The 23,859-nt window shown below is 39.9% G+C and carries 22 protein-coding genes, 7 tRNA genes and 2 pseudogenes; 22 read left to right on the top strand and 9 right to left on the bottom strand.

The genetic code is table 11. The features are described 5' to 3' along the window. Positions 1-17: 17 nt before the first annotated feature. From AAZR19_RS11265 to AAZR19_RS11215, 11 genes are all read left to right on the top strand, one after another. Positions 18-1,055 (top strand): alpha-ketoacid dehydrogenase subunit beta, encoded by a 1,038-nt coding sequence (locus AAZR19_RS11265; protein WP_041107434.1) that lies wholly within the window; start codon positions 18-20, stop codon positions 1,053-1,055. Positions 1,056-1,072: 17 nt separating this feature from the next. Next, positions 1,073-2,212 carry a dihydrolipoamide acetyltransferase family protein gene (locus tag AAZR19_RS11260; protein WP_041107432.1) on the top strand — a complete coding sequence of 380 codons (1,140 nt, stop codon included), beginning with the start codon at positions 1,073-1,075 and terminating at the stop codon, positions 2,210-2,212. A gap of 16 nt (positions 2,213-2,228) precedes the next feature. Further along, entirely contained in the window at positions 2,229-3,608 is a 1,380-nt protein-coding gene (gene lpdA / locus AAZR19_RS11255; RefSeq protein WP_254806200.1) for a dihydrolipoyl dehydrogenase, read from the top strand. Between the two features lie 103 nt (positions 3,609-3,711). Beyond that, positions 3,712-5,559, top strand: a complete 1,848-nt coding sequence (locus AAZR19_RS11250) for a sigma-54-dependent Fis family transcriptional regulator (RefSeq protein ID WP_434703181.1) — start codon at positions 3,712-3,714, stop codon at positions 5,557-5,559. Positions 5,560-5,782: 223 nt separating this feature from the next. Beyond that, positions 5,783-5,857, top strand: a tRNA-Asn gene (locus AAZR19_RS11245). Between the two features lie 4 nt (positions 5,858-5,861). Beyond that, positions 5,862-5,952 (top strand) — tRNA-Ser (locus tag AAZR19_RS11240). A 9-nt stretch (positions 5,953-5,961) separates the two neighbouring features. After that, positions 5,962-6,033 (top strand) — tRNA-Glu (locus tag AAZR19_RS11235). A 20-nt stretch (positions 6,034-6,053) separates the two neighbouring features. After that, positions 6,054-6,128 (top strand) — tRNA-Gln (locus AAZR19_RS11230). A 29-nt stretch (positions 6,129-6,157) separates the two neighbouring features. After that, positions 6,158-6,233: transfer RNA gene (locus tag AAZR19_RS11225), tRNA-Lys, on the top strand. A 7-nt stretch (positions 6,234-6,240) separates the two neighbouring features. After that, positions 6,241-6,323: transfer RNA gene (locus AAZR19_RS11220), tRNA-Leu, on the top strand. 48 nt (positions 6,324-6,371) lie between these two features. After that, positions 6,372-6,455 (top strand) — tRNA-Leu (locus AAZR19_RS11215). 89 nt (positions 6,456-6,544) lie between these two features. Here the strand turns inward: AAZR19_RS11215 and AAZR19_RS11210 are convergent. Beyond that, complete coding sequence (locus AAZR19_RS11210; protein ID WP_144472928.1) at positions 6,545-6,889, bottom strand: hypothetical protein; 345 nt, start codon at positions 6,887-6,889, stop codon at positions 6,545-6,547. Positions 6,890-7,377: 488 nt separating this feature from the next. Continuing rightward, positions 7,378-8,352: an NAD(P)-dependent alcohol dehydrogenase gene (locus AAZR19_RS11205; protein ID WP_326148869.1), complete on the bottom strand. Its 975-nt coding sequence runs from the start codon at positions 8,350-8,352 to the stop codon at positions 7,378-7,380. A gap of 177 nt (positions 8,353-8,529) precedes the next feature. Here AAZR19_RS11205 and AAZR19_RS11200 point away from each other — a divergent pair, with 177 nt between their 5' ends. The 4 genes and pseudogenes from AAZR19_RS11200 (at position 8,530) to AAZR19_RS11185 (ending at position 11,059) form a co-directional block, all read left to right on the top strand. Then, positions 8,530-8,865 carry a winged helix-turn-helix transcriptional regulator gene (locus AAZR19_RS11200; RefSeq protein ID WP_326148870.1) on the top strand — a complete coding sequence of 112 codons (336 nt, stop codon included), beginning with the start codon at positions 8,530-8,532 and terminating at the stop codon, positions 8,863-8,865. A 155-nt stretch (positions 8,866-9,020) separates the two neighbouring features. Then, positions 9,021-9,818, top strand: coding sequence for an alpha/beta fold hydrolase (locus AAZR19_RS11195; RefSeq protein ID WP_434703178.1), 798 nt, complete (start codon positions 9,021-9,023; stop codon positions 9,816-9,818). Positions 9,819-10,035: 217 nt separating this feature from the next. Further along, positions 10,036-10,545, top strand: a pseudogene (locus AAZR19_RS11190) (GrpB family protein). A gap of 310 nt (positions 10,546-10,855) precedes the next feature. Continuing rightward, a complete protein-coding gene (locus AAZR19_RS11185) occupies positions 10,856-11,059 on the top strand; it encodes a cold-shock protein (RefSeq protein WP_003214229.1) in 204 nt (67 codons plus the stop codon). A 277-nt stretch (positions 11,060-11,336) separates the two neighbouring features. Here the strand turns inward: AAZR19_RS11185 and AAZR19_RS11180 are convergent, their stop codons facing one another. Both AAZR19_RS11180 and AAZR19_RS11175 read right to left on the bottom strand, forming a co-directional pair. Then, complete coding sequence (locus AAZR19_RS11180; RefSeq protein ID WP_139336392.1) at positions 11,337-11,798, bottom strand: CarD family transcriptional regulator; 462 nt, start codon at positions 11,796-11,798, stop codon at positions 11,337-11,339. Between the two features lie 339 nt (positions 11,799-12,137). Further along, positions 12,138-13,187, bottom strand: coding sequence for an NAD(P)-dependent alcohol dehydrogenase (locus AAZR19_RS11175; protein WP_008346759.1), 1,050 nt, complete (start codon positions 13,185-13,187; stop codon positions 12,138-12,140). A 219-nt stretch (positions 13,188-13,406) separates the two neighbouring features. Between AAZR19_RS11175 and AAZR19_RS11170 the strand changes: the two genes are divergently transcribed. After that, a complete protein-coding gene (locus AAZR19_RS11170) occupies positions 13,407-13,808 on the top strand; it encodes a MerR family transcriptional regulator (protein ID WP_008346757.1) in 402 nt (133 codons plus the stop codon). Between the two features lie 43 nt (positions 13,809-13,851). Here AAZR19_RS11170 and bglS read toward each other — a convergent pair whose 3' ends face one another. Further along, entirely contained in the window at positions 13,852-14,580 is a 729-nt protein-coding gene (gene bglS / locus AAZR19_RS11165) for a beta-glucanase (RefSeq protein WP_046313988.1), read from the bottom strand. A gap of 247 nt (positions 14,581-14,827) precedes the next feature. Between bglS and AAZR19_RS11160 the strand changes: the two genes are divergently transcribed. From AAZR19_RS11160 to AAZR19_RS11140, 5 genes and pseudogenes are all read left to right on the top strand, one after another. After that, entirely contained in the window at positions 14,828-15,424 is a 597-nt protein-coding gene (locus AAZR19_RS11160) for a TetR/AcrR family transcriptional regulator (protein WP_235046690.1), read from the top strand. 79 nt (positions 15,425-15,503) lie between these two features. Next, a complete protein-coding gene (locus tag AAZR19_RS11155; protein WP_034284109.1) occupies positions 15,504-16,943 on the top strand; it encodes a DHA2 family efflux MFS transporter permease subunit in 1,440 nt (479 codons plus the stop codon). A 193-nt stretch (positions 16,944-17,136) separates the two neighbouring features. Continuing rightward, a complete protein-coding gene (locus AAZR19_RS11150) occupies positions 17,137-18,030 on the top strand; it encodes an alpha/beta hydrolase (protein WP_262090553.1) in 894 nt (297 codons plus the stop codon). Between the two features lie 102 nt (positions 18,031-18,132). Continuing rightward, positions 18,133-18,261: pseudogene (locus tag AAZR19_RS11145) on the top strand (MmcQ/YjbR family DNA-binding protein); the annotation flags it as partial. Positions 18,262-18,428: 167 nt separating this feature from the next. After that, complete coding sequence (locus tag AAZR19_RS11140; protein WP_432244504.1) at positions 18,429-19,190, top strand: SDR family NAD(P)-dependent oxidoreductase; 762 nt, start codon at positions 18,429-18,431, stop codon at positions 19,188-19,190. Positions 19,191-19,489: 299 nt separating this feature from the next. On the opposite strand, the gene AAZR19_RS11135 is transcribed toward AAZR19_RS11140, so the two are convergent. Genes AAZR19_RS11135 through AAZR19_RS11125 form a run of 3 tightly spaced genes read right to left on the bottom strand, consistent with a single transcriptional unit; the run spans position 19,490 to position 21,483 of the window. Beyond that, positions 19,490-19,846 (bottom strand): hypothetical protein, encoded by a 357-nt coding sequence (locus AAZR19_RS11135; RefSeq protein WP_051627378.1) that lies wholly within the window; start codon positions 19,844-19,846, stop codon positions 19,490-19,492. Continuing rightward, a complete protein-coding gene (locus AAZR19_RS11130; RefSeq protein ID WP_432244505.1) occupies positions 19,831-20,688 on the bottom strand; it encodes an SAR2788 family putative toxin in 858 nt (285 codons plus the stop codon). The genes AAZR19_RS11135 and AAZR19_RS11130 overlap by 16 nt, the downstream gene beginning before the upstream one ends. Positions 20,689-20,697: 9 nt before the next feature. Beyond that, on the bottom strand, positions 20,698-21,483 hold the full coding sequence (locus tag AAZR19_RS11125) for a S8 family serine peptidase (RefSeq protein ID WP_052462933.1): 786 nt from the start codon (positions 21,481-21,483) through the stop codon (positions 20,698-20,700). A 264-nt stretch (positions 21,484-21,747) separates the two neighbouring features. On the opposite strand from AAZR19_RS11125, the gene AAZR19_RS11120 reads away from it, so the two are divergent. Beyond that, complete coding sequence (locus AAZR19_RS11120; protein ID WP_254806194.1) at positions 21,748-22,896, top strand: type II asparaginase; 1,149 nt, start codon at positions 21,748-21,750, stop codon at positions 22,894-22,896. 35 nt (positions 22,897-22,931) lie between these two features. Here the strand turns inward: AAZR19_RS11120 and AAZR19_RS11115 are convergent, their stop codons facing one another. Then, positions 22,932-23,825 carry an alpha/beta fold hydrolase gene (locus tag AAZR19_RS11115; protein WP_163115554.1) on the bottom strand — a complete coding sequence of 298 codons (894 nt, stop codon included), beginning with the start codon at positions 23,823-23,825 and terminating at the stop codon, positions 22,932-22,934. Positions 23,826-23,859: the final 34 nt, after the last annotated feature.

Below are 23,859 nucleotides of genomic sequence, written 5' to 3'. Positions count from 1 at the left end.
AGAAGGGGGAGAGGAAAATGACAAGAGAAATCAGCATGTCTAGTGCATTAAATGAAGCGATTAAACTTGCCATGAGAAGAGACGAGAATGTCATTTTAATGGGGGAAGATGTTGCTGGAGGCGCTCATGTCGATCACTTACAAGATGATGAAGCATGGGGCGGTGTGCTTGGTGTAACGAAAGGAATCGTTCAGGAGTTTGGACGTGAGCGAGTCCTTGATACACCGATTAGTGAAGCTGGCTATGTAGGTGCGGCCATGGCAGCTGCTTCCACAGGGCTAAGGCCAATTGCAGAACTCATGTTTAATGATTTTATCGGCACCTGTCTGGACCAAGTGCTAAATCAAGGAGCAAAATTCCGATACATGTTTGGCGGAAAAGCAGAGGTACCGATCACGATCAGAACGACACATGGGGCGGGTTTTAGAGCAGCTGCCCAGCATTCACAAAGCTTGTATGCGCTATTTACAAGCATCCCTGGATTAAAAGTAGTGGTGCCTTCTTCACCATACGATGCCAAAGGATTGCTGCTGGCAGCCATCGAGGATCAGGACCCTGTCATCTTTTTTGAAGACAAAACGCTTTACAATATTACAGGAGATGTTCCAGAGCGATACTACACGCTGCCGCTTGGCAAAGCAGATGTGAAAAGAGAAGGCTCAGATGTGACCATTTTTGCAGTAGGCAAACAAGTTCATACAGCACTCGAAGCGGCAGAACAATTAGCTGCACGTGGAATTGAAGCAGAGGTGATTGATCCAAGAAGCTTGTCACCGCTCGATGAAGAGGCCATTCTAACTTCAGTAGAAAAAACAAATCGGCTTGTCATTGTAGATGAAGCAAATCCAAGGTGCGGAATTGCCGCAGATATTTCTTCTTTGGTTGCGGACAAAGGCTTCGATTTACTTGACGCTCCAATCAAAAAAGTGACGGCTCCTCATACACCAGTTCCGTTTTCACCACCGCTTGAAGATATCTATTTGCCGACACCTGATAAGGTTGTGAACACCGTCTTAGAGATGGTTGGAAAGAGTCATGACAAGATCTTGAACTAAAGAAAGGAGAGAGGGAGATGGCTGTCGAGGTTGTGATGCCGAAATTGGGCATGTCAATGAAAGAAGGAACGGTATCTGTCTGGAATAAAGAGATCGGAGAAACTGTAAATAAAGGGGAAAGCATTGCAAGCATCAACTCTGAAAAAATTGAAATGGAGATCGAATCACCTGCTGAAGGAACCATATTGGATATAAAAGTGCCTGAGGGAGAAGGTGTACCGCCTGGCACAGTCATCTGCTATATCGGTGAAGGAAATGAACAGATCGAGGAAAAGAAAGAAAAAGACCTGCCGCCAAAACAAAAGAAAGAGAGAAAGAAAATCTCCCCTGTGGCACGTAAGATTGCTCAAAGCGCTAATCTGGACATTCATACATTAGTGGGAACAGGTCCAGATGGGAGAATCACGAAAGCGGATGTGCTTCGGGCACTTCCTGATGAAAAAGAAAAAGAAAAACAACACAATGAACCAACAAAGCATCAGCCAGTCAGCATGATGCGGAAAACCATTGCCTCGCGAATGATGGAAAGCCTGCAAACAAGTGCACAATTAACAATAACGATGAAAGCGGATGTGACAAAGCTGACAGCATTACAGTCTGAGTTGAACGAAACAGCTGGAGCACGACACGATATGAAATTAACCATGACCGATTTTGTAGCCAAAGCAGTGGTTCTTTCCCTGCTAGAGCATCCTGCAATGAACAGTCAATATCAGAATGATAGAGTCGAAACTTTTGAGTATGTTCATCTTGGAATCGCTGCTGCTTTAGATCACGGTCTGGCAGTGCCTGTTATTCGGCATGCGGAAAAACTTTCACTTATTGAGCTGGCGAAGAGCATCAAATCGTATGGAAAAAAAGCACGTGAAGGCAAACTTCTCCACGATGAAATTGAAGGCTCTACTTTTACAATCACTAATCTAGGTGCCTATGGTGTGGAACATTTCACACCGATTTTGAACCCGCCGGAAGCAGGTATTCTTGGCGTTGGAAAAACGGATCACATGCCTGTTTATCATGGGAATGAATTATGTAAAGGGACGATCCTGCCACTCAGTCTGACCTTTGATCACCGCGTGCTGGACGGAGCGCCGGCATCACAATTTTTATCAACTGTTAAAACGTATTTAGAAAATCCAGTATCCATTCTTTTATAGGAAGAAGGTGAAATGAATGACGCTTGTCATTATAGGAGGCGGGCCAGCAGGATATGTGGCGGCAATAACAGCCGCCCGTTTTGACAGAGAGGTTGTACTAATCGACCAAGGCTTGTTAGGAGGTACCTGCCTGAATGAAGGGTGTATTCCAACGAAAGCACTTTTGCAAAGCGCCGATATGTACGAGCATGTCAAATCAGCTGGACATTTTGGAATTGAGCTTCCAGGGAAGGAGCCTATCATTCATTGGGAGGCCGTTCAAAAGCGGAAGCGGTCAGTCGTCAAGCAGCTGACTGATGGGGTTCGTTATTTGATGAATAAAAACAAAATCAGCGTGTTAAATGGGAAGGCATCATTTCTTTCAGCACATGAGCTATTGATAGAAAGTGAAGGGAAATCTGAAATCATTCAGGCAAAACAAATCATTATTGCTTCAGGATCAGAACCTGCTGCTTTACCTTTCGCCCCATTTGATAGAGAGTGGATCATTGATAGTAAGGATGCGATGACGCTCCCTTCAATACCAGATTCGCTTTGTATCATTGGTGGAGGGGTGATCGGCTGTGAGTTTGCAAGCATCTTTAGCCGAATGGGATCAAAGGTTGTCTTGGTGGAACAGGCAGCACACATTTTACCTGAAGAAGATCACGATACAGCTAACTGTCTTCAAGATCAGCTTCAAAAAGCAGGTGTGGAAATTTTGACATCAGCAGCAGTCAAACAGCTTGATGCAATCTCAAAAAAAGTGGTGGTTGAGAAAGATCATGGGGAGCGCTGTGAAATCAAGTCCGATCATTGTTTAGTCGCCATTGGCAGAAAACCGAGGCTGGGAGAGCTGAATCTTGAGCAGATCGGCATTGAATTTGACAGGAATGGCATCTGTGTGAATGAGCATATGCAAACCAAACTCCCGCATATCTATGCGTGCGGTGATGTGACAGGCGGCGTTCAGCTTGCTCATGCTGCTTTTCATGAAGGAACGATTGCGGCATCACATGCATCAGGTGAAGATGTAAAGGTCAATGAACAAGTGATTCCAAGGTGCATCTACACGTCTCCAGAAATCGCTAGTGTCGGTTTAAATGAAGAGAATGCTAGAAAACAATATGGGGAGATTCGAATAGGGAAATTCGCATTTTCTGCAAATGGAAAAGCATTAATCTTAAATCAGCCAGCTGGTCAAGTAAAGGTCATTGTCGAACCGCAATATCAAGAAATTTTAGGTGTATCCATCATCGGGCCGAATGCAACAGAACTGATTGGACAAGCGGCGGTAATGATGCATACAGAGTTGACAGCTGATACATTAGAGCAGTTTATTGCGGCACATCCGACACTCTCTGAGGCGATACACGAAGCCTTGCTGCAAACAAATGGACGAGCGGTGCACTGCTGATAAAGAAACTTTCTATCCAAATGACTTCCTGGGTCAGCCAATAATTGAAAGCGCTTTTATAATTATCTATAATGGATAAAAAGCCCCCAGAGGAGAGGATGGAATGAATCCGACGCCTTGCTATTTAAATACTTGGAAACGTTTTGTTCGTGAAGGTTTGCTTGATAGATCTCGTCTGGATAAGAGAGTGATGGAGTCATGGCACAGATGTAAACAGGCAAATGTGAACCCGTATTTAGATAAAGGACAGTCGTTGTTAGAAAAGGAATTATTCAGTATTCAAAAAAAGAAGTACTCACTATTTCTAAATGCCGCTCTTCCTTACTTAAATAAAATCAGTCAGCAATTAAAAGAATCTGACATGCTGGCATTACTCATTGATGCAGATGGATATGTGCTAAGTCTGACAGGAAGCCAAAGGACGCTGGTAGAAGCGAAAAAAATAAACTTTATGGAGGGTGCGCGCTGGACCGAAGCCGATGTGGGGACGAACGCTATTGGAACGGCACTAGTCATTGGGGAAGCTGTAGCGATTAACGGAACTGAGCATTTTTCAGTCGCTTCCCACCATTGGAGTTGTTCAGCGGCCCCTATTCGTGATGCAGACGGCACGATCATAGGAGTCATTGATATCTCCTGTATGGCGGATCAAAGGCATCCTTTTATGCTTGGAATGGCTTCAACAGTTGCATATGCCATAGAGAGAGAAATTCAGGTCCAGCAAAAAAGGAAAGAGATGGAGCTGATCAATCATTGTCTCCAGCAGGTAGAAGCGGACGAGCCGTATGTTGTCTGTAATGAGAAAAAGCAGATTGTTTTGGCAAGTAAGCCGATTAGAGATCGATTTTCAGACTGGTACGGAATGGATGTTGAGCTGCTCATGGCTGATACATTTGTTACACGGGACAAGCAGATCATTCAGTCAGAACAAGACGGAAAGCTGCTTGGGATGTCTTTTTCTCTTGAAGAAGCAGCGAAGAGCAATATAACCGTTTCTTTTGCTCAATTTCCCGGGGAATCTGGAACAAGTACGACATTTCAGCAGACGCTCAGCGAATTGAAACGAGCGGCACAAACAGATGCAAATGTCTATATTTGGGGAGAAACAGGTACAGGGAAAGAACTGGCCGCTCGAGCGATTCACTTAGCTAGTGAAAGACATAAAGGACCGTTTATTGCCGTGAATTGCGGAGCCATACCTGAAAGCCTGTTAGAAAGCGAACTATTTGGTTATGCGGAAGGGGCTTTTACAGGGGCAAAACGTCATGGAGCAAAGGGGAAATTTGAACAGGCGCATAAAGGAACGCTCTTTTTAGACGAAATTGGCGAAATCCCTTATGCGATGCAAGTGGCGCTTCTTAGGGTCATTGAAGAAAGAAAAGTCGTACCGCTCGGCGGGACACACGAAATCCCTTTGGATATTAGAATCATAACAGCGACACACCGGAATATGAACGAACTGCTGAAGGAAGGAAAAATACGTGAAGATTTGTATTACCGTCTTCATGTTTATCCAATCAACATCCCGCCGCTTAGGGAAAGAAAAGAAGACATTGTTGATTTATATCGTTACTACCAAAAGAAACACCAATGGAATGCAGCATTTCCTGAATCATTTTTTCGTAAGCTGGAAGCGTACCACTGGCCAGGAAACATACGAGAGCTTTTTAATCTGTTTGAACATATAAGGGTACTGTTTCCTAAAGGAGGATGGATTGGTGAATCGCAATATGCGGCGGTATTAGAGACGATGGATCAGAAAAAGCAGAAGCTGCATCTACCAGAATATACCGAGAATCCAAAAGAACTCACGCTAAGGGAACGCATTCAAAAGCAAACAGTGATAGAAGCACTTCACAAAACAAAAGGTCATGTGTCAGAAGCAGCGAGGTCAGCAGGCGTGCCAAGAAGCACCTTTTACAAATGGATGCGGAAGTATAAGCTGTCATGAACTCATAGGGAGCGCAGCAGCAAGGAGACCTTGGTCTTTCAATTAGAGGTCGGGGTCTTTCTGTCATGTCTAAACAGAAAACAAAAAGGAAGGAAGAAAGGCTTGACTGTTATATTAGTATATGTTAAATTATAAAAGCCGTCGCTAATGAGACAGGAATGAAACACTTAAAAATTCTTGACACATTTTTCTGGCATAGATATAATGAAACATGTCTTATTATTCCGCAGTAGCTCAGTGGTAGAGCTATCGGCTGTTAACCGATCGGTCGTAGGTTCGAGTCCTACCTGCGGAGCCATAATGGAGAAGTACTCAAGTGGCTGAAGAGGCGCCCCTGCTAAGGGTGTAGGTCGCGTAAGCGGCGCGAGGGTTCAAATCCCTCCTTCTCCGCCATTATTGTATGGCCCGTTGGTCAAGCGGTTAAGACACCGCCCTTTCACGGCGGTAACACGGGTTCGAATCCCGTACGGGTCATGTTTTGTTTTTTGATTCGTTGGGCTATAGCCAAGCGGTAAGGCAACGGACTTTGACTCCGTCATGCGTTGGTTCGAATCCAGCTAGCCCAGCCATTTTTTATATGTTTTTCTGCATAGCAGATGAGCCATTAGCTCAGTTGGTAGAGCATCTGACTTTTAATCAGAGGGTCGAAGGTTCGAGTCCTTCATGGCTCACCATTGTCACGCGGGTGTGGCGGAATTGGCAGACGCGCTAGACTTAGGATCTAGTGTCTTTATGACGTGGGGGTTCAAGTCCCTTCACCCGCATTGTTTTTTCAAACAGTGCACTTATGAATATATGAGCACATCATACACGCGGTCGTGGCGGAATGGCAGACGCGCTAGGTTGAGGGCCTAGTGGGTGAATAACCCGTGGAGGTTCAAGTCCTCTCGGCCGCATCTAAGAAACCAAAGGTTGTAGACCTTTGGTTTTTTTATTACCTTAAAATGAATCTGTCCATTTACCTTAAGTAAGTGGGCTTTTTTTATTATCGAGGTTCAACTGTAATCTTAAAAATGACGTAGTTATCGTTTATATCATAGGCATAAACCAACGCCGTGCCAAGTGATGAGTAAGAAGATACGACACCACTAGAACTAATGCTGATAAGGTGACTGCCAGAGATGATTTCCCATCTTGTATAGCCATACAGCAGTCCAACATTTGAGTTTCTTAACATATGGAAATCGACTGTTCCAATTTCATTTGTAGGCTTTGCTATATTGTGACTTTTTGCAGGTTCTTGCGCAGAAGCTTGATTTGTTAAAGCTGGAAGAGTTAATGAAGTAATTGATAATACTGAAACAATTAATCCCTTGTAAAGTTTATTCATAATATTTCCCCCTAAGTTTGGTTTTGTTACAAACCTATCATAACATGTAAAATATTTGAAATGTAGGGATTTTTTTCGAAAAGGAAAGGAGAAATAATGTTCGTTTGACATAATCTATTCTGGACATGAGATTCAAAAATAATTAGAAAAAGGATTTTAATACTATTAATATGTCTCATGTCTTATGCAAGGATAACAGAAGGACCGAAGCTAAGATTTATGTGAAAAAGAGTATTTCTTTGGCTCGAATGAATAATGATGTTGAGTATATTTCGAAATTTAATATTCTTCAAGGGCTTTATATAAAAGAAGATAAGCATTTGTTGGCCCAGAGTTTCTTATTCTTTAAAAGTAGACAAATTATGGTGATATTGATAATTTTGCATTAGAACCAGCTGAATACTTTAGAAGAGTTGGAAGAGTTAAATGGCTACCAAGCATGCACCTTTTGCAACAGAAAAATTGAATAATGTCATACCAATTGATGTTTATTTTTTATCAAGTAAATTTATGATACGTTTTCCTCGTCCACCTCCAGTTTCTAAGGAATGATGAGCTTTGGCAACATCAGATAAAAGATAAATGCTATCAACAACTGGTCTGACCTTGTTGGAATCTACATATGATGCTAATTCTTTTAGTATTTCATTTTTCGGGTTTGCGCTGAATGTGCGAACTCTTCGAGAACCGAAAGTAGTTGAAGCTAGTATATATATGAAAGACGAAAAACTAGGAAATCCAATAGTAACCATTCTTCCGTTCTTTGTAAGCAGGCGCCTATAATGTTTGAGGTCAGTAGCAACTGTGTCCATGACTACATCAAACTTTTTAAGATCAGTAGGATATGTTTTTTTATAATCAAGTACTTCATCTGCACCTAGCTCTTGAAGAAAAGTAAGATGTTTTTGGTTCGCAAGAGCAGTTACGTGAGCACCTAACATTTTTCCAATTTGAATCGCAATGCTTCCAACTCCACCACTTGCACCACGTACAAGTAACTTTTCGCCTTTTCTAAGTTTAGCTTTATATTTTAAGGCAATAATTGCAGTAGCACCTACGCCAGGCAATGCCGCAGCTTGTAAGAGATCAATCTTTGTAGGAGTTTTAGATATTTTCTCAGGTGATATAGCTACATATTCAGCGGCACTACCAATTTGGCTCCTGAGATTCATAGGAAGAACTCCCCACACTTTATCACCTAATTGATAACTTTTTACGTTCGATCCTACTTCAACAACCTCTCCAGAAAAATCTGCCCCTGTCCCTTTAGGGAATTGATTACCCGTTAATAGTTTCAACTTGCCTGATCGAAACAGCGTATCCATAGAGTTTACACTCGACCCATGTACACGAATGAGTACTTCTCCAGACTCTATAACAGGTTTTGATATAGAATCTTCAAAAAGAACCTTCGGTGATCCATATTTAGTATATTGTGCAGCACGCATCTTTTCATTTTTCATTTACTCACTCCATCTCCTTGAAAAAGTATTAACTTGAAGGGTTTTATAATCAATTTAGCTCTCTAATACATGGATGACAAGGTTTACATATTTGATTATAATAAATGGAATTGATTTAACAAGTACGCAATATAAACTGATTAAGGAAGGAAAAACTGACTAAGGAGTGGATAAAATATGACTGAAAGTGAACTAAATAAAGCGATAGCTCCAGCGAGTTATGCATTAAATATATTAGCGGGAAAATGGAATTTAAAAATCTTAGCTGTACTATGTAGTTACAAGGAGATCCGATATAATGAGTTAAAGCGTAAAGTGTATGGAATTACAGGAACAATGCTCAATCAATCATTAAAGGATCTGATTGAAAACGGAATTGTTCAACGAGTTCAGTATAATGAAGTTCCATCAAGAGTAGAATATTCATTGACTGGGGCAGGACTAGAGCTGACCCCTATATTTGAACAACTTCTTTTATGGGGCGAAAACCAATTAGAAAAATCAAATGCATAATAAAGTCCATTTAACTTGCCGTGAGAAATTTGTTTGTTGGGAAATCATAGCATAGCTTCCTAACAAAGATTTTATTCACTTTAAGCTATGATGAAGAAAAACAACAAAAAATCTTGAGATTACTAGGGAAGCCCTAGAAAAGGGGAAATAAATAGATGTCAATTTATCATAAAGTCATTGGAGAAGGATTTCCGATCGTTATATTGCATGGTTGGACACTTGACCATCAAGTGATGTTACACGCATTGGAACCGGTATTTGAAAAACAAAGCGGTTGGAAAAGAATATACATAGACTTACCGGGGATGGGACGTTCCGAGCCGCATCCGTCTATTCAGAATTCTGATGATATGTTAGAAGCGGTATTGCGTCTTTTGGACGAGATTATCCCTGATGAACAGTTTATTGTTTGTGGTTATTCATATGGAGGGTACATAGCTAGAGGTATTGTTCATTCACGCCGGGAAACCGTTCGTGGATTACTACTTGTGGCCCCAATGACTATACCTGTATTAGATAAAAGAGTCGTGCCGGAGAAGACTGTTCTAAAAAGTGACAGCAGCTTGATATCACAACTCTCTCCAGAGGAGACGGATGAATTTTGCTCCATGGCCGTTGTGCAAGGAAAAACGGAATGGGAGAGGTTTCGAGATGAAATTTACCTTCCTTCTAAACAAACAAATCATGAATTCATCAATAACATTCTTCAAAATGGGTATGGCTATACCTTTGACATTTCATCTGAATTTCAGTATCCCACGCTCATTATCACAGGGCGTCAAGACAATGTAGTCGGATATCACGATGCGTGGCGGCTGATCGAAGACTATCCAAGGGCAACTTTTGCAGTGCTTGATATGGCTGGCCACAACCTGCAAATCGAACAACCCGATGTATTTAACTCATTAGTCCATAACTGGTTAAACAGACTTGAGTCGGAAAATGTTAAGTAAGTTTTATCTAAATGAATGTCCACTCATCTTAAGTGAGTGGACTTTTTGTTTGAGAATAATATTTTTATATAATGCATTCCAATCATACTAATACTGTTTAGAAGGTTATATTGTAAATCCGATGAAATGCTACACAACTATTAGTAAGATGTTCTTTACTAATGTGATGTATAATGAAAATTTCCAAACAACAAAATCATAAAGTGGGGTTGAGTAAATGCTTGGATTACCAAGAGGGGAAGTTTTTTTAGTACCTTGGTCTATTGAATGGGTCAAAGAATTTGAAAGTGAAAAGAAACAAATAATAGAAGTTATCGGAAAGTACATAGTGGATGTACACCATATTGGAAGTACAGCAATAAAATGGTTTGAGTGCGAAACCCATTATTGATATTGCAATTGAAATCAATCATTTTCTTGACGGAGAACATTGCGTAACAGCTTTGCAAGGGCTGGGTTATTCTTATAGAGGGATCAATGTGTTACCTGAAAGACACTATTTCAGCAAAGGAGAACCACGTACACACCAAATCCATATGTATCGAACGGGCAATAGATATCTACTCGAACAAATAAATTTTAGGGATTACCTGAGAAGTAACGAACTAGCAAGAAGTGAATATACGAGCAATTTAAACTTAACCTATCAAGTGTAAATAAAAATGACAAACACAAATACGCAAAGGGAAAAACTGATTTTGTTAAGTCAATTTTAGAGAGAATTTAGAGAAGGTTCTCTCTTTTGGTGTTCAAAATAACTGACTTTATGCACAAGGGGACTCGCCAAAAAGGAGTTTCTTCTTTTTAACCAAAATCTTTCCATCATTAAGCTCCTCCTGCCTAATTAGTGTCACGATATCATGTGTGATGTTCTTTCTAATCCTAAATTGCAATTATTTCCGATTCATGTTACAATAAGAATAATTATTTTTGTTCGGCGTAAAGGATAGCATGAAGAAAGACTTTTCGTCTTGAGGATACTTTGGGCAAGGATAGTATAATACATTGTGTGGTATACGCACGAGGAGGCAACAAACATGGAACAAGGTACAGTAAAATGGTTTAACGCAGAAAAAGGTTTTGGATTTATCGAACGTGAAGAAGGCGACGATGTATTCGTACATTTCTCAGCTATCCAAGGTGACGGATTCAAATCTTTAGACGAAGGTCAAAAAGTAACATTTGACGTAGAGCAAGGTTCTCGTGGAGCTCAAGCTGCTAACGTTCAAAAAACTGCTTAATCTTCATCCTTTTAAAACAGGTTCTCTGTAGAGAGCCTGTTTTTTTATGCTTTCACGCATTTTTTCAATAAAAAACCCTACTCAGCGTACAAGTAGGGAGATGTTACAAGGTAATCGTAAAAAAATTCATGCTTCAAAGGTTTATCAACAGTATAGCATATTGGATTTACAATATGCGGAATTTGCCTAAATAAATTCTTTTTTTCTTTAATAAATTGCAGGATGGAAATGTCCGTAGAGAACATGTATTCAAAAATGGTGAGTGTGGAAGAGGTTCTTAACAGAAACTTTTGATTTGCTTTTCTGTGATCCCTTTGATGACTTCTAATTCACTTAGCAAAAATTCATGGGCATCATCCAGCATTTTCTTTTCACTTGCATTGAGTGCTTTCTCTTTCTTCATACGCATCAGATCACGCACAACTTCAGCACCTTCTTGGATGTTACCCGTTTTTATTTTGTTTGTGTTAATTGTATGCCGTTCTTTCCATGTCAGTAATTGATCTGATTTGCCATGCTGGAAAATGTGCATTACATCCTTTAAAGCCAGTATATCTGTAACAGGTCTAATACGTGAACCTGACATTTTCCGTGTTGGAATCATTACTTTCATATGACTGATTGCCATTTTAATCACATAATACTGTTGTTTTTCATCAGAGAATTCTTTTTCTTCTATGGCTTCAATTATACCTGCTCCGTGCATTGGATAAACAATGTTATCACCAATTTGAAACATATCATCCACCTCCATAATGTATCTACTTTAAGGGTACCACACTTAGAGGTTAAATAATCAAATTTTTAATAATAACATGTTTATTTATTTGTTGTCAATAAATTTTGTTCTAAAAAAGGGAGGTTATTTTGTGGGAATTTTGGATGTGATTTTTTTCATTTGAACATATCCTCCTCGCTATAAGAAAAACAGGATATCCACAATTACTGCTCGGACTCCACCCTTTATATCCGTCATCCAGTCTTTCAAACGTAAACAGCTGTTTGTGAGGAAATTATGTTAAATAGCTGCAATATAAAAAGACCAGCCATTGAGCCAGTCTTTCAAAATAGAATCCGATCATAATGTCGAAATATCAATCACAAACCGGTAACGCACATCACTTTTCAGCACCCGTTCATACGCTTCATCAACTTGATTAGCGTTGATGACTTCAATTTGTGGTGCGATGTTGTGAGCAGCTGCGAAATCGAGCATTTCTTGTGTTTCTTGGATGCCGCCAACGAGTGAACCAGCTATGCTGCGGCGGCCGGAAATTAATGAAAAGACGTGGAATTGATCCGGCTTAGGCGGTGCACCGACGTTCACCAAGGTTCCATCTACACGGAGTAAGGATAAATAGGCATCCACATTAATGTTGGCAGAGACCGTATTGAGAATAAGGTCGTACTGACCAGCTAGTGTCTGAAACGTATCAGGATCACTTGTAGCAAAATAGTCTTTTGCGCCAAATGACAGTGCTTCTTCTTTTTTATTCAAAGAGCGGCTCAATACCGTCACTTCAGCGCCCAGAGCACTCGCGAATTGAATGGCAACATGACCGAGTCCGCCCATTCCGACGATAGCAACCTTTTTGCCAGGGCCTGCCTTCCAGTGCTTTAATGGTGAATAAGTTGTAATGCCAGCACAGAGAAGAGGGCTTGCGGCATCAAGGGGCAGTTGATCAGGAATGCTGACGACAAATCGTTCAGTCACGACAATTTTTTGACTGTAGCCGCCATAAGTCGGTTCCCCGTCATAGTCACGGCTGTTATACGTTTGGACGACCCCTTTTGTGCAATACTGCTCGTCTCCATTTTGACAATATTCACAGGTGCCGCAGGAATCCACAAAGCAGCCAACGCCTACACGGTCTCCGATCTGAAATTTCGTCACATCATCCCCTACAGCTGCAACGACTCCAGTGATCTCATGACCTGGAACCATCGGGAAAATGCCGCCGCCCCATTCATCAAAAGCGCTGTGGATATCTGAATGACAGATCCCGCTAAATTGAATATCAATTAAAATATCATGTGGACGAAGCGCTCTTCGTTCAATGGTCGTCCGTTCAAAATTCGCTTTGGCATGTGATACACTTAAAACGTTTGATTGGTGCGTCTGACACATTCTTGATCATCCTTTCAAAAATAAGATTCGATTCTTTCCTCTATACTGTACGTCTTAAAGTGAACTATAAGTCAACAGAAAACCTTCTGTAATAATAAATTCAGGCTGTTACAACATTCTTGATATCAAGAATTGAGCCAAAAGCATCTTGCTTTCTTTTTCAAAATGGAGATGATGAGGAAAGGGAGATCGGAAGGTAAGAGAAAGAAGGAGGGCACAATGAAAATAGCACAAGCAGCAAAACAGCTCGATTTATCCACTGCGACACTTAGATATTACGAAAATATTGGTTTGATTAGGGAAATCAAACGTGACGATCATGGGATTCGTGATTATACGGAGGATGATCTTCAATGGATCGAATTTATCAAGTGTATGAGAAATGCAGGGCTCTCGATTGATGCGCTTAGAGAATATACAGCCTTATTTTTTGAGGATGATGATCATACGTTATCTTCGCGAAAAAACATTTTGGTCAATGAACGAGAAAGACTCGTCCAAAAACAAAAGGAAATCGAAGAGACCATTAAACGATTGGATTTCAAAATAGAAAGTTATGAAGATATTATCCACAATCATGAGAAAAAACTCGCTCATCAACTGAAAACTCATTCTAATTAAACGAAGAAAAACCTGTGAAAAATCACAGGTTTTTTTGATAGAGTTATCTTTTTGTGTAACGCACCCAGTTATAATGTGCGTGGAGTGGGGTAACACCGTTGTAGGAGCCGAGCCATTCATCGACACCTGCACCATTCCACAGGTTCATCATAATTTTCCCTGGTGTTTGAGGAATTTGAGTGGTGGCGGTATGTTTTAATTGTCCATCGACATACCATTTGATAGAGTTTGGCTGCCAGTCAAATGCATACGTGTGATAAGAGTTCGCTGCATCGAAACCAAGGTTGACGATCTTTTCATGATTTCCTACACCATTGGTATAGTAGTTAAACTGTACCTTTGTTGTATCTTTTCCTAGAAATTCAATGTCAATCTCATCCCAAGGCGTGCCATCAGTCGGTCCCGTATAAGTGAAGAAAGAAGAGACGATCCCCACATTTTTGGCTGGCTTCATGTTGACTTCGTACAGCCCGTAGCCGTAAGTTTGTGTGGAGCGGTTTTCTCCGCAGTCAAACTTGTTATAGGCGGGACTTGTGAGCGATAAACGCATTTCACCTGATGATGTCATCGACACGTTATTTGCACGCCACGTACAGTTAAACATGTTTCCATTCGAGTATCCATCGGCTTTTTGCCATAACCCCGTATTATAGTTGTTAAAAGGTTCATAAAACGATCCACCCGTTTGTGCCGAGGCACCAGCTGTAAATGTGGACAAACTCAAGACTAATCCAGTGACAAGCAGCATCAACATTCGTTTCATACGGTACATATTCGCATTCTCCTCTCCTTTTATGGAAGCGCTTTCTTTATTGATCATACATGATTCTTTCAAAAGGGAAAATCGGTCTAAATAATGATAAACAGTGTGCATTATTTAATAGAATTGAAAGAAGGATCATAAGTAAAAAATAATGATTGACATTGCGGACAGTTGTCCGTAAGATAATATCGGGACAATTGTCCTAAGAAAAACCTAAAGTGTTTTGATTTAACACATAGAGATGAGTGTCATGTGGATGAAGGTAAAGAAGGTGAGCATGGTGGAAAAGGATATTGGGGAGGAAATTGAAGAGATCGCTTTCTCCTTGTTTCAAGAATTTGGTGTAGAAAATGTCAGTATGCATAAAATTGCGAAAACAGCTGGTGTTGGGCAGGGTACTCTTTACCGCCGCTACGCCAATAAAAGTGATTTGTGCCTTTCTATCCTTGGGGAGAGATTTGAACAGCTGATCCCAGCTTTGCATCTTTACTTGAGCAAAATAAGTGATCAGCCGGTTCGTGAACGTTTGCGCTACGTTCTCGAAGAAATTCATCTGATCGTCGGTCACCATTTAGACTGGATTCGGATGCTCACAATCTCTGGGAATTTAGAGCAGACAAGTAAAGTGTATGAGAGTCATTACAGTCAATCACTTAGACAAATCATTCGTGATTTGCTTGAAGAAGCGAGAGAAAAGGGAGAAGCGAACATACAGGATATAGAACTGACAACGTTATGTATGTCCTCTCCAATGACGCCTGAGCTCATGTTTTATATACATGAATCTGGCTATTCAATCGAAAAAATTGCTCAATTTGCTGCAGAAAAACAGATTTTATCCGTCTTTCAATAGACATTAAAGTGGCTCATTTCTGACCACCCTGACTTCCTAAGGTTCATCTAAATTGAAAAAGAAAAGGAGCCAACTTAATATGAACAAACAGAAAGCAGCAGCTTCTGACATTCGAACGCTGCCCATTATTATTTCTTTTATCACAGCTGGATTTATTGGCCTGTTCAGTGAAACGGCATTAAACATGGCGCTGAGAAGTTTAACGTTAGACTTTGGAATTGAAGCGACGACTGCTCAGTGGCTGACAACAGGATATTTATTAACACTTGGTATTCTCGTACCGATTTCAGGACTCATTCTTCAATGGTTTACGACAAGACAGCTTTTCATTACATCGCTCGTCTTTTCAATCATCGGAACATTTATTGCGGCGGTTGCGCCGGTCTTTAGTATTTTAATGGTAGCGCGTGTCGTGCAGGCAGTCGGCACAGCATTGCTTCTGCCATTGATGTTTAATACGATTTTGGTCATCATCCCGCCTCATAAACGAGGCAGATCGATGGGGATTATTGGTCTTGTGATCATGTTTGCACCAGCTGTCGGCCCGACCGTCTCTGGTCTTATTCTGAAATCGCTGACGTGGCATTGGATTTTCTGGATTTCACTTCCTTTATTAATGGCTGCACTCGTATTTGGTTTTATTTTTATGCAAAATATTACAGAACCAACAAGACCGAAAATCGACATCTTATCAATTGTGCTTTCAACCATTGGTTTCGGCGGAATTGTATATGGCTTTAGCAGTGCCGGAGAAGGCGGCGGCTGGAGCAGTATGCATGTCATCGTTGCAATTGTAGTTGGTGTCATAGGAATTCTTGTGTTCTCCTTAAGACAGTTGAACATGAAAGAACCAATGTTGAACTTAAGCCCGTTTAAATATCCAATGTTTGTCATTGGGTTACTTCTGATTTTAGTGTGTATGATGGTGATGCTGTCTGCTATGATGATTTTGCCATTGTATCTGCAAACGTCCTTGGCGCTTTCTACATTTACAGCAGGTTTAATGCTATTGCCAGGTGGAATTATCAACGGACTGCTATCTCCAATCATGGGTGGTCTATTTGATAAGTTTGGTCCAAAATGGCTTGTCATTCCAGGTCTTGTCATTGTCGCAGCGACGATGTTTGGCTTTACGAATCTAAGTGTGAATACGTCGATTGGATTCATTGTAACCCTTCATATTACCTTAATGATCGGAATCGCGATGATCATGATGCCTGCTCAAACAAATGGATTGAATCAGCTGCCGCCAGAGCTATATCCGCATGGTACAGCGATTATGAATACATTGCAGCAGGTGTCGGGAGCCATTGGTACTGCGGTCGGTATCTCGATCCTTTCTTCAGGCGCCCGCAGCTTTATGGAAAATGTGTCTGATCCCGCAAATCCGGTGAATCAGCTGCTCGCCTTTACAAATGGCGTCCAGCACGCATTTATCTTTGCAGTGATCATGACCATCGTTGGTTTAATTATTGCTTTCTTCATTAAACGAGTGAAGGTAGAACAACAAGTATCATGAGAGAAATGAAAAGCACTGAGGGCATAGCGCCGCAGTGCTTTTTTATTTGCTTCATGCTTGTTTCAAAGAGAGTGAAAACGGGGAGATAGGTAAAAAATGAACATTGAAAATTTGCTGTTGGTTCAGTAGGAGGAAAAGAGGAAAAGGAAACGAATGAGTAACTAAGAAATGAATAAGATAGGAGTCTGAGATCATGAACTTAGAAGAACAAATCAAAATCGCTACGTCATTACGCCAGCCATCTGAAGGTTCATTAGCGAGTCAATCGGAACTAAAGCCAGTAAATCCTCCTGAAGTGAACAAAATGGAATATGATATTCCAACAAGTGCTGGCGAAACAAAGGTGTGGGTATTTAAGCCAGTGAACACATCAAAACAGCTGCTTCCTGTTTTTGTGAATTTACATGGCGGCGGATTTATCATGGGCAGTGCTGAAATGGATAATCCATGGTGTCCAGTTATTGCAGACAGGGCGCAATGTATCGTTGTCAATGTCGAGTATCAGCTTGCACCCGAGCACCCTTTCCCAGCCGCTCTTCATGAATGCTACGATGTACTGAAGTGGCTGTATGAACATCCTGATGAGCTTCAAATCGATCGGAATGCATTAGCTATTGGCGGACATAGCGCAGGAGGAAATTTGGCAACGGCTGCTTGTCTATTGAATATTCAAAAAGGAAATACACTCCCAATTGCCTATCAAGTGCTTGATTATCCGCCGCTTGATCTAGCCACTGATCCAGCACAAAAGCCAGTGTTTGAAGAAGCGATTCCAGTTGAATTGGCGAGACTCTTTAATTCCTTCTATCTTCAAGGCCAAGATCCGCACAATCCGCTCGTTTCTCCGGTTTTTGCAGATCGTTCATCCTTAGCACAAATGCCTCCAGCTCTCGTCATCACAGCAGAGAAGGATTCGCTGGCTGAAGAAGCCGAGCAATATGCTGCCAAGTTAAAAGAAGCTGGGGTAGACGTCACGTACAGACAATTTAAAGGCGTTCCACACGGCTTCACGCACGCCGGAGATTTAGCCATAGCTGAAGAGGCTTGGCATCTGATGGGGGATCAATTAAAGAAAGCGTTTGAATAAAAAAGCAGAGTGACTCAAAAGCACAGGAGACAATGGGCCTGTGCTTTTATTACTGTTTCTGAAAAAGAAAAGTGAATGTAAAAAGGGTCAGATATCTTTCCTCAAGGAATTATCCCTGGCTACTATATGAATAAGACTCATTGGAATTCCATTTACCTTGATGCAGACATTCCCTCCTCATTTGTAGAGGAGTTAATTGAACATTCCTACCAATTGATTTTTCAAAAATGAACAAAAAAATCTCAACATGACATCCTCCAAAATGATTCAAAAGGAAGTGACTGAGGAGCTGTATCTAAGTTAGACATAATGCCCTTTGACTCTCTTCAAAATTGACTTGAGCGAAACGCTGTCGTTATAATTTAACCAGTTAGAAGACACGAATAGGGGGATATAAAATGGGCTATACAGTCATTACAGGAGCAAGCTCAGGTATTGGATATGAGGCGGCTCTCGCCTTTGCAGCACGAGGGAAAAATCTTATATTAGCTGCACGCCGGCTCGATAAACTCCAAGAATTGAAGGAGAAGATTCATGATCAATATCCCGATATCAAAGTAGTCATACAGTCAGTCGATTTAACAAACATAGAGCAAGTGTATTCATTTTATGAGTCATTGTCAGATTATGAGCTGGATACGTTCATTAATAATGCAGGGTTTGGTCACTTTGGCTCTATAGGAGAACAAGATTTAAGTAAAATTGGGGATATGCTTCATCTGAATATCGAAGCATTAACGATTCTATCCACTTTATTTGTTCGTGATTATGAGCAAGTAGAGGGAGCGCAGCTCATTAACATTTCTTCACGAGCCGGTTATACAGTCGTCGGCAATGCCGTCACCTATTCAGCAACGAAGTTTTACGTGAGCGCCTTTACAGAAGGGCTGGCCCTAGAGTTGAAAGGAAAAGGAGCCAAATTACAGGCAAAAGTATTAGCGCCATCCGCGACAGAATCAGAATTTGCAAAGCGTTCATTGGATGTTGACGAATTTGAATATGAAGGCAATTTCAAGAAATATCATACATCAAAAGAAATGGCAGCTTGTATGCTTGAGCTTTATGACAGTGAAAAAACAGTCGGTATTGTGGACGGAAAGACATTCGAATTTGAATTAAAAGATCCGATCTTTTCACACGCTGGTACAAGTATGAAATAACAATTCTCATCACTGAGGTAGATTTCCTTAGTGATTTTTTTATGGCATGATTGGCTGTGTGGTCAAGCATAGGAGGGGGATCTGGTGACGTATGTAATATGTGGAGAGGTATGTCGGCTACCCTTACCAGTTTAACAGTGTTCACTGCATTGAAAGATGTCTGCTGGGTCAAGCGTATTTGGATCACTGAAAACGCATAATAAATGAGATAAACACATTAAATGCTTTTTTGCTGTAGTAAAGACATATATTAAAATATGAAAACCACTCAGAATAAAACCTGAGTGGTCTTTGTCCATTTAAATGTCATTAAAATCTAATCCAAGATTCTTTTTCATTTGAATCTCTAAGTAATCTCTTTTTAAAAATTTACCGTTTCGAAATTCTGGAGAAAAGATTTGAGGATTGAACAATTCTAGTCCGTTTTCAATCCAATGTTTTCTCCAAATGATATGGGATTTTTCAACAATTTCTTGGTCTGTTAACCCTTCATGATCAAATTCATCACAATCAAAATCATCTACTCCGAACTCAAAACCGCAACATGGACAAATCTCGTTACTACCTGCAAAATCGGAATAGTAAGGTCTTTCTTCTAATTCATTATAGCCACAAATTAAACAAACGTTTTTATTCATTTCTACTGGTCCTTCCAATAATTAATTCCTCTTTTAGGCTTGAAAAAAGTGATAATGACATCTTTATCTTTTTGTTTCTCTACAGATAAAAATTCATTTGTTTTTTTATTATATTTATAATAACGGTGTTTACCATTAAATTTTTTCTTGCTTTTCTTTTCTAAAATATTGTTGCTCTTACTTGCTCCTAATAGTTTGCGTGCTTTATTTAAATACTCAGATTTGGTAATGTTACCAAATTCTTTTTTGTGTTTCTTATAATGATAGTCTAGCCGTGACATACTCACTTTTTTGACTGCGTTTGAAGTAGTGGTTTTCTTACCATGTTTTTTAACAGCATTTTTAACAGCAGTTTTACCAAACTTCTTTATTGCTTGGTTAATTCCAACACGAGCAATATAGATTGCTACGACTACTAAAGGATACCATGATGCATGAATTTGTGAGTCACTTACTGTGTACTCTTCGCCAGTTTCAATATCCACTAATAAGAGATGAGGGTCGCTTTTTTCAGCAACATCAATATCTGCTATTTCAAAATTATATTTTACAGTCTCTTTTGTGTCTTCATCAACAATTTCAGCCTCAACCATTGGTAATTGTTCTGATTCTTGAGATAAAATCACTTTACTGTTGATCAATAAATTTTCGTTTTCAACACTTACTTCAAGTTCCTGTTCATTATTCGTGTTTTTAATGACCTCTGTACTATGCAATTCTCCCGTGTTTTGTAGAGTGTTAATAGCATTTGAATTAATTTCGTCATGTTCATTTGAATTCATAGTCGCATTAGAAATGCTAGGTCCAATAATTGAAAATATCATTACTAAACATATTACTTTAATAATATTCTTAAACATCATAAACTCCTAATTCTTATTTAATAATAGGCCATAACCATAGGTTGAATCTCGTTCGTCAAAATTCAGCGTTTGAGTTTTCTGTTTTAATCTGTGAAGAATATCTTTAAAAGGTAGCGAAAAGTCATCTGGTATTAGCTTGGAAATATACCCTGTAGCATTTGCTGTAGCAAAAGAAGTACCGCTTAAAACTTTAACTTCAGCCAATTTTTTTATTTTCACTGTTTCTACATCTACACCAAGAGAAACAAAGTCGATTTTTCCTTTAGCTGCAAATTTATATATCTTATTTTTAGAATCAACAGCAGAAATAGAAATCACGTTATTATAACGAGCAGGATAATCACTTTTTAAACCAAATTTATTACCTGCAGCAGCTATAATTAAAATATTATGACTAACGACTTCGTCAATTTTTTTTTTAAGTTTTACATTATTCTCAGAAAGACCAAAACTCATATTGATGAGATTCACTTTGTTGTCAATACACCAATCTAATGCTTTGATTAAAGTTTCTACACTTGTGTTTCCATTCTCGTCTAAAATATTTCCATCATAAAAATCTATGTTCTCATTGTTTTTATTAATAATTTCAGCAATAGCAGAACCATGTCCGAAAGAATCCATCTCTGTTTTTTTATTATCAAAGCGCTTTATAACAGAAACATCAACATGATTTACGTCAATACCGCTATCTATGACTGCTATTTTAATGTTGTGATCATTTTTAGGTATGTAAATGAAAACAATAGTGAATATGATGAACAAGAAAAGAAAAATAAACTTTATTTTCATATTACCTCCTTTATAGTATATTCTACTCACGTAATTAACTTTTTCCATATATAAATAATTTTGTTAAGGTAAATTTAAGGTTAATTAGGTTATTTTTATAATTTTGTTTATATTTTAAAGTAATTCATTAAAAACATAAGGTCATTCCCAGTATTTGGTACTATACCTTTAGCCTCATGCCGATGAATGAATGTATGGTATAAAGTAAATCCTATAGATAGAGTTTAGCCATGAATCCATCAAATGAGGAAAAGAGATGATCCAATGAACATGACAAAATGGTTAGGTGCTGTCCTTCTTTCTGTTTTATTACTGGTGACAGCAGCCTGTGCGAACACGGGCACTCAAGAGAATAGTCAAAATGAAAAAGAGAACGTATCGAGTGCAACAAAAGAGAAAAACAAGGCGGTTGAAACAGGGAATAAGTCCTTATCTAATATTAAGGTATTAGCCACGGGCGGGACGATTGCTGGCAGTTCAGACAGTGATACAGATACGACGGGCTATAAATCTGGTTCACTCGGCATTGATAAAGTCATTGATTCAGTTCCACAGCTGAAAGATATTGCAAATGTCACGGGTGAGCAGGTTGCGAATGTCGGCAGTGAAAATGTTGATAACGCTCTTCTTTTAAAATTAGCCAAGCGAGTGAATGAACTATTAAAAGATGATCAAGTAGATGGCATTGTCATCACGCATGGAACAGATACACTTGAAGAAACAGCTTACTTTTTACATCTGGTTGTCAAAAGTGATAAGCCTGTGGTGGTCGTTGGCTCAATGAGACCAGCATCGGCAATCAGTGCGGATGGTCCGCTCAACTTGTATCATGCGGTGAAAATTGCATCAGCCAAAGAAGCAAAGGGCAAGGGGGTCATGGTCACATTAAATGACCGAATTGCTTCGGCTCGATTTATCACGAAAGCAAACACGACCACAACCGATGCCTTCAAGTCACTTGAGCAAGGATACATCGGAGTAGTTACTGGTGAAGTGGTGTCCTTTTATAACGAACCGACAAGAAAACATACGACTGAAAGTGAATTTGATGTATCAAAGATAAAAGAATTGCCGCAAGTTGATATTTTATACGGCTATCAAAATGATCAAAAATATATGTATGATGCCGCAGTCAAAGCAGGTGCGAAAGGGATTGTCGTGGCTGCAGCAGGAAATGGAACGATGTCAACAGAAGCCATCAAAGGGGCAACAGATGCAGTGAAAAAAGATGTGGTTCTTGTGAGATCAAGCCGTACGGGTAATGGAATTGTCACCCATGAAAAAACGGATGATGAACATCACTTTGTGTCGTCTGATTCATTAAACCCGCAAAAAGCACGTATTCTGCTCATGCTGGCACTGACGAAGACAAAGGATCCAGATAAAGTACAGAGGTATTATGAACAGTATTAATGAAGAAAAAGACCCAAGTCATATTGGGTCTTTTTTTATGCATGTTCCTGATGTTCAGCACGCTCCTTTAAAGAGAGTAAAATATCTCGCCAAATATCGTCTACATCAGTAAGAAAGTGCCCTGCTTGATCTATATAATGGGTTTTGACGTTTGGAATCGCCTGAGCAATTTTTTCTATTTCTACAAATGGAGCCATTGTATCTTCTTTTCCGTGCCAGACTTCAACAGGGATTTGAATATCTTTCATATCGAATGCCCATGGTTTTGAGAGTAAAATGGGTTCACGAATACATTCATCCACCGATTGACGAGTCGCTTCGTATAAATGTGTCATCATCATCTCTAACTGCTCATCGGTTTGAAGGAATTGCCGATCCCACGGATGTAAATGCTTGTTCCCGTTTTTGGCCAGCTTCTTAAATTTCTCTGGTTTGTTCTCAATCATTTTTTTCTGGGAACGATAGCTTGCTTTCAATAGCCAAGGAAACTTCTTACTAAGGAAAAAGGCTAATTTATTTTCTTTTAGCATACTTTTCGGCGGTTTTCCGCCTTGAAAAGGGGTTGTACTTGAGATCAGAGCGGCTGAAAGGACGCGATTCGGCAATTGATAGGCACAACCAGCTGCGAATGCGCCGCCTCCAGATACACCCATCACTGAAAAATGTTGAATGCCAAGATCATCTGCCACTTCCAGCACGTCTTTTGCCCAGTCTAAAATTGTACGGTCAGGTAGAGGGGTGGATAAACCGAATCCAGGTCGATCCAAACAGATGAGGCGAATGCCGAGCTTTTGAGAGATTGGATCATCATCTAAAAACATCACTCTTGATCCAGGTGTTCCATGAAAAAAGAAAATTGGAAACCCCTCAAGATCACCGTATTGAGTCAAACCAATGTACCGGCCATCTTGTAAATGAATGCTTTGCATATTTTCATCTCCTTAATAGTTTAGCTAACTTAAA

The sequence above is a fragment of the Bacillus sp. Je.9.29.b genome, from assembly GCF_051129925.1.
GTDB classification, from domain to species: Bacteria; Bacillota; Bacilli; order Bacillales; family Bacillaceae; genus Bacillus; species Bacillus safensis.
This window is presented reverse-complemented; position numbering and strand designations above follow the sequence as displayed.

Excerpts from the sequence above, each read along its gene's own strand:
- AAZR19_RS11195 (WP_434703178.1), top strand. The coding sequence starts at position 9,021 with ATGTCAATTTATCATAAAGTCATTGGAGAAGGATTTCCGATCGTTATA.
- AAZR19_RS11185 (WP_003214229.1), top strand. The coding sequence starts at position 10,856 with ATGGAACAAGGTACAGTAAAATGGTTTAACGCAGAAAAAGGTTTTGGA.
- AAZR19_RS11140 (WP_432244504.1), top strand. The coding sequence starts at position 18,429 with ATGGGCTATACAGTCATTACAGGAGCAAGCTCAGGTATTGGATATGAG.
- AAZR19_RS11115 (WP_163115554.1), bottom strand. The coding sequence starts at position 23,825 with ATGCAAAGCATTCATTTACAAGATGGCCGGTACATTGGTTTGACTCAA.
- AAZR19_RS11175 (WP_008346759.1), bottom strand. The coding sequence starts at position 13,187 with ATGTGTCAGACGCACCAATCAAACGTTTTAAGTGTATCACATGCCAAA.
- AAZR19_RS11160 (WP_235046690.1), top strand. The coding sequence starts at position 14,828 with ATGAAGGTAAAGAAGGTGAGCATGGTGGAAAAGGATATTGGGGAGGAA.
- AAZR19_RS11265 (WP_041107434.1), top strand. The coding sequence starts at position 18 with ATGACAAGAGAAATCAGCATGTCTAGTGCATTAAATGAAGCGATTAAA.
- AAZR19_RS11210 (WP_144472928.1), bottom strand. The coding sequence starts at position 6,889 with ATGAATAAACTTTACAAGGGATTAATTGTTTCAGTATTATCAATTACT.
- AAZR19_RS11125 (WP_052462933.1), bottom strand. The coding sequence starts at position 21,483 with ATGAAAATAAAGTTTATTTTTCTTTTCTTGTTCATCATATTCACTATT.
- AAZR19_RS11130 (WP_432244505.1), bottom strand. The coding sequence starts at position 20,688 with ATGTTTAAGAATATTATTAAAGTAATATGTTTAGTAATGATATTTTCA.
- AAZR19_RS11120 (WP_254806194.1), top strand. The coding sequence starts at position 21,748 with ATGAACATGACAAAATGGTTAGGTGCTGTCCTTCTTTCTGTTTTATTA.
- AAZR19_RS11200 (WP_326148870.1), top strand. The coding sequence starts at position 8,530 with ATGACTGAAAGTGAACTAAATAAAGCGATAGCTCCAGCGAGTTATGCA.
- bglS (WP_046313988.1), bottom strand. The coding sequence starts at position 14,580 with ATGTACCGTATGAAACGAATGTTGATGCTGCTTGTCACTGGATTAGTC.
- AAZR19_RS11260 (WP_041107432.1), top strand. The coding sequence starts at position 1,073 with ATGGCTGTCGAGGTTGTGATGCCGAAATTGGGCATGTCAATGAAAGAA.
- AAZR19_RS11180 (WP_139336392.1), bottom strand. The coding sequence starts at position 11,798 with ATGTTTCAAATTGGTGATAACATTGTTTATCCAATGCACGGAGCAGGT.
- AAZR19_RS11205 (WP_326148869.1), bottom strand. The coding sequence starts at position 8,352 with ATGAAAAATGAAAAGATGCGTGCTGCACAATATACTAAATATGGATCA.
- AAZR19_RS11170 (WP_008346757.1), top strand. The coding sequence starts at position 13,407 with ATGAAAATAGCACAAGCAGCAAAACAGCTCGATTTATCCACTGCGACA.
- lpdA (WP_254806200.1), top strand. The coding sequence starts at position 2,229 with ATGACGCTTGTCATTATAGGAGGCGGGCCAGCAGGATATGTGGCGGCA.
- AAZR19_RS11150 (WP_262090553.1), top strand. The coding sequence starts at position 17,137 with ATGAACTTAGAAGAACAAATCAAAATCGCTACGTCATTACGCCAGCCA.
- AAZR19_RS11155 (WP_034284109.1), top strand. The coding sequence starts at position 15,504 with ATGAACAAACAGAAAGCAGCAGCTTCTGACATTCGAACGCTGCCCATT.
- AAZR19_RS11250 (WP_434703181.1), top strand. The coding sequence starts at position 3,712 with ATGAATCCGACGCCTTGCTATTTAAATACTTGGAAACGTTTTGTTCGT.